Source organism: Phenylobacterium sp., from assembly GCF_020253645.1.
In the GTDB taxonomy this organism is placed as follows: Bacteria; Pseudomonadota; Alphaproteobacteria; order Caulobacterales; family Caulobacteraceae; genus Phenylobacterium.
Genome location: NZ_JADCBG010000214.1, coordinates 1 through 3,899 on the forward strand (window position 1 = coordinate 1; position 3,899 = coordinate 3,899).

General features: G+C 68.7%; 4 protein-coding genes. 2 read left to right on the forward strand and 2 right to left on the reverse strand.

Annotated features, from left to right (window positions below; all coding sequences use genetic code 11):
* Window positions 1-609: 609 nt before the first annotated feature.
* Window positions 610-783: a DUF4169 family protein gene (locus INE98_RS13940; RefSeq protein WP_293539697.1), complete on the reverse strand. Its 174-nt coding sequence runs from the start codon at window positions 781-783 to the stop codon at window positions 610-612.
* Between the two features lie 3 nt (window positions 784-786).
* Window positions 787-1,989, reverse strand: coding sequence for a pyridoxal phosphate-dependent aminotransferase (locus INE98_RS13945; RefSeq protein WP_293539699.1), 1,203 nt, complete (start codon window positions 1,987-1,989; stop codon window positions 787-789).
* Between the two features lie 133 nt (window positions 1,990-2,122).
* Here INE98_RS13945 and INE98_RS13950 point away from each other — a divergent pair, with 133 nt between their 5' ends.
* Window positions 2,123-2,824 carry a TVP38/TMEM64 family protein gene (locus INE98_RS13950; protein WP_293539701.1) on the forward strand — a complete coding sequence of 234 codons (702 nt, stop codon included), beginning with the start codon at window positions 2,123-2,125 and terminating at the stop codon, window positions 2,822-2,824.
* A 286-nt stretch (window positions 2,825-3,110) separates the two neighbouring features.
* A partial coding sequence (locus tag INE98_RS13955) for a 2-isopropylmalate synthase (protein WP_293539703.1) occupies window positions 3,111-3,899 on the forward strand: 789 nt, incomplete at its 3' end.

The following is a 3,899-nucleotide window of genomic DNA, read 5'->3' on the forward strand; positions in this document are numbered from 1 at the left end:
CAGGGCCCGAACCCCGCCCCGCCGAGCCGCCGCCAACTCCCCAAACCCAAGCTGACCCGTCGACTTCACTGACATCGCAATCCCTCCGCCGTCATCGACAGGGAATCACGATCCGAGGATTTCGCAATAGTCCCCTGAGGTGGAGCAATAAAGTGACTGTAATTCCTCCCCCTCTTGAGGGGGAGGTGGCCCGCGCAGGGGGTCGGAGGGGGTCTGCTGAGCCGCCGTTGCACCCCCTCACCGCGCTTCGCGCGGAGCTCCCCCTGAGGTGGAGCAATTAACCCATTGTCATTCCTCCACCTCTTGAGGGGGAGGTGGACCGCGCAGCGGGCCGGAGGGGGTCTTCGGAGAGGCCGTTGCACCCCCTCACCGCGCTTCGCGCGGAGCTCCCCCTGATGGGGAGCAATTAAGTGCTTGTAATTCCTCCACCTCTTGAGGGGGAGGTGGCCCGCGCAGCGGGTCGGAGGGGGGTTGCTGAGCCGCCGTTGCACCCCCTCACCGCGCTTCGCGCGGAGCTCCCCCTGAGGTGGAGCAATTAAGTGACTGTAATTCCTCCACCTCTTGAGGGGGAGGTGGACCGCGCAGCGGGCCGGAGGGGGGCTGCGGCGGCTAGGGTTCCAGGCGCTTGCCGTCGAGCTGGCGGGCGAGCCGCGTGGCGTCCGCCTGGGCCTTGGTCTTCTCGGCCTTCGTCCGACCGAAGGCGACGCGGTTCTCTGCGGCGAGGGATTTCGCGGCTTCCCGCGCCCGGGCCTTGCGGGCCTTGTTCAGGTTGACGACCGTCACGGCCTATTTCACCGAGGCGCAGAACCGCTGGATCCGGCCGCAGGCGTCCTCCAGGACCTTCTCGGAGGTGGCGTAGCTGATGCGGAAGAAGGGCGAGAGGCCGAAGGCCTCGCCGAACACCACCGCCACGCCCTCGGACTCCAGGAGTTCGTTGGCGAAGTCCTTGTCGGAGCCGATCACCCGGCCGGAGGGCGCCTTGCGGCCGATCAGCTTCTCGCAGGACGGATAGACATAGAAGGCCCCCTCCGGGGTCGGGCAGACGAGGCCCGAGGCCTGGTTCAGCATGGAAACCACCAGGTCCCGGCGCTTCTGGAAGAGGGCGGCGTTGGGCTTGATGAAGTCCTGGGTCCCGCTCAGGGCCTCGACGGCGGCGTACTGAGAGACCGAGCAGGGATTGGAGGTGGACTGGCTCATGACCTTGGCCATCAGCTTGATCAGGGGCTCGGGGCCGGCGGCGTAGCCGATGCGCCAGCCGGTCATGGCGTAGGCCTTGGAGACCCCGTTCATGGTCAGGGTGCGCTCGTAGAGGGCGGGCTCCACCTGGGCGAGGGTCCAGAACGTCATGTCGTCGAACATCAGGTGCTCGTACATGTCGTCGGTCAGGATCCAGACCTGCGGGTGGCGCAGCAATACCTCGGCCAGGCCCTTCAGCTCATCCCGGGTGTATGCCGCGCCCGAGGGGTTGGAGGGCGAGTTCAGGATCAGCCAGCGGGTGCGCGGCGTGATCACGGCCTCCAGTTCGGCGGGCTTCAGCTTGAAGCCGCTGGCCGCCGTGGTCGGGGCGAAGACCGGGGTTCCGCCGGCCAGCAGGACCATGTCGGGATAGCTGACCCAGTAGGGCGCCGGCACGATGACCTCGTCCCCCGGATTCAAGGTGGCCATCATGGCGTTGAAGATCACCGGCTTGCCGCCCGGCGAGACGTTCACCTGGGAGGGCTTGTAGGCGAGGCCGTTCTCGCGGGCGAACTTGGCCGCGATGGCCTCCTTCAGCTCGGGGATGCCGTCGACCGTGGTGTACTTGGTCTTGCCCTCGCGGATGGCGCGGATCGCCGCGTCCTTGATGTTGTCCGGGGTGTCGAAGTCCGGCTCGCCGGCGCCGAGGCTGATGATGTCGCGGCCCTGGGCCTTCAGCTCACGAGCCTTCTGGTCCGTGGCCATGGTGGCGGAGGGCTTGACCCGGGCGAGGGTGGCGGATTCGAGCGACATGTGGGCTCCCGTCGAGGATTCGTCCTGGAGCGGCGGTTTATCCCAGTCGCCCGCCGGGGGATAGGCCGGAGGCGCCACGGCGGTGGGATGCAAGCCGCCTTGACCCGGCGGCCGGACCGCGCGACTCCGGGGCATGCGCCGCCTCTTCCAGATGGTCAGCAACATGGACGCCCGGGCCTGGGTCAGCCTCGGCGTGTCCTTCCTGCTGTTCGGCGGGGTGGGTCTGGTCTTCCTGTTCGGGGCCCGGCTGATGGGTTTCGACAGCGAGACCGCCCTGAGGGGCTGGCTCGGTGCGGCCCACGGCCCCTGGGCCCTGCCGATGGCGGTGGCGGCCTTCGCCGGACTGGCCTTCCTGGGCGCCCCCCAGTTCGTCCTGATCGCCGCCGCCGTCGTCGCCTTCGGGCCCGTCAACGGGGCCATCTACAGCTGGGTCGGGACCCTGGTCTCGGCGATGATCGGATTCTGGCTGGGGCGCTCCGCCGGGGCCCGCACCCTGCAGATGTTCTCCAGCGAGAGCCTGGACCGCTTCATGGCCCTGGTCGCCCGCAACGGCTTCCTGGCCAGCCTGGTGGTGCGCGTCGTGCCGTCCGCACCTTTCATCGTGGTCAACATGGCGGCGGGCGTGACGCCGATCCGCGTCCTGGACTTCGCCGCCGGGACCGCCCTTGGCATCATCCCCAAGATCGCCCTGACCGCCTTCGCCGGGAAGTCGATCCTGCATGTCCTGACCGGCGGCGGCGTCGAGAGCCTGGCCGCCCTGGCCGCAGGGCTCGTCCTGTGGATCGCCATGGGCCTGGCCGCGCGGAACTGGCTGCGGTCTCGCGCCGCGCCGTGACTCCGCAGAAGGGCGGCGCGGGAGGGAACTCGACCGGCCCTTTTGCGCAAGGTTCTTGCCGATCCGTCGCCCCGGACCGAATTCCACGCAAGACTCTTGCGCCAGAGTCGCCAAATCGATATGAGCGGACCCATGATCGCTGTCGCGCCGCATCCTGGCCTTCTGCGGGGGCTTAGTCGCCCCTGAGCGCCTTTTCAGGCTGCGCGAGGTCGCGGCCGGGCGTTTCAGGGGATGACCCTCTCACCCGACCTGAGCTAGACCCCCCGCGAACTGCGAGTTTCCCGACATGAACGCCATTCCTTCCCACGCCCCCGCTGCGGCCCCCTCCGACGACGCCAAGGACCGGGTGATCGTCTTTGACACCACCATGCGCGATGGCGAGCAGTCGCCCGGCGCCTCCATGTCCCTGGACGAGAAGCTGGAGCTGGCCAAGATCCTCGAGGACATGAGGGTCGACGTCATCGAGGCCGGCTTCCCCATCGCCTCCAACGGCGATTTCGAGTCCGTCCGCCGAATCTCCGAGATCGTCACCGAGAGCACGGTCTGCGGCCTGGCCCGCGCCGGGCAGGCAGACATCGAGCGCTGCGCCGAGGCCATCCGCCCGGCCAAGCGCGGCCGGATCCACACCTTCATCTCCACCAGCCCGGTCCACATGAAGTGGAAGCTGCAGATGGAGCCCGACGCCGTCCTCGAGATGGTGACCCGGTCGGTCGCCCACGCCCGCAACCTGTGCGGCGACGTGGAATGGTCGGCCGAGGACGCCACCCGTACCGAGCGCGACTTCCTGCGACGCTGCGTGGAGGCCGCCATCCGCGCCGGCGCCACCACCATCAACATCCCCGACACCGTGGGCTACACCTATCCCTCCGAGTACGAGGCGGTGTTCCGCGACCTGATCGAGAACGTCCCCGGCGCCGACGGCGTGATCTTCTCCACACACTGCCACAACGACCTGGGCCTGGCCGTGGCCAACAGCCTGGCCGGCGTGCAGGGCGGGGCCCGGCAGGTCGAGGTCGCCGTCAACGGCATGGGCGAGAGGGCCGGCAACGCCGCCCTTGAGGAGGTGGTCATGGCC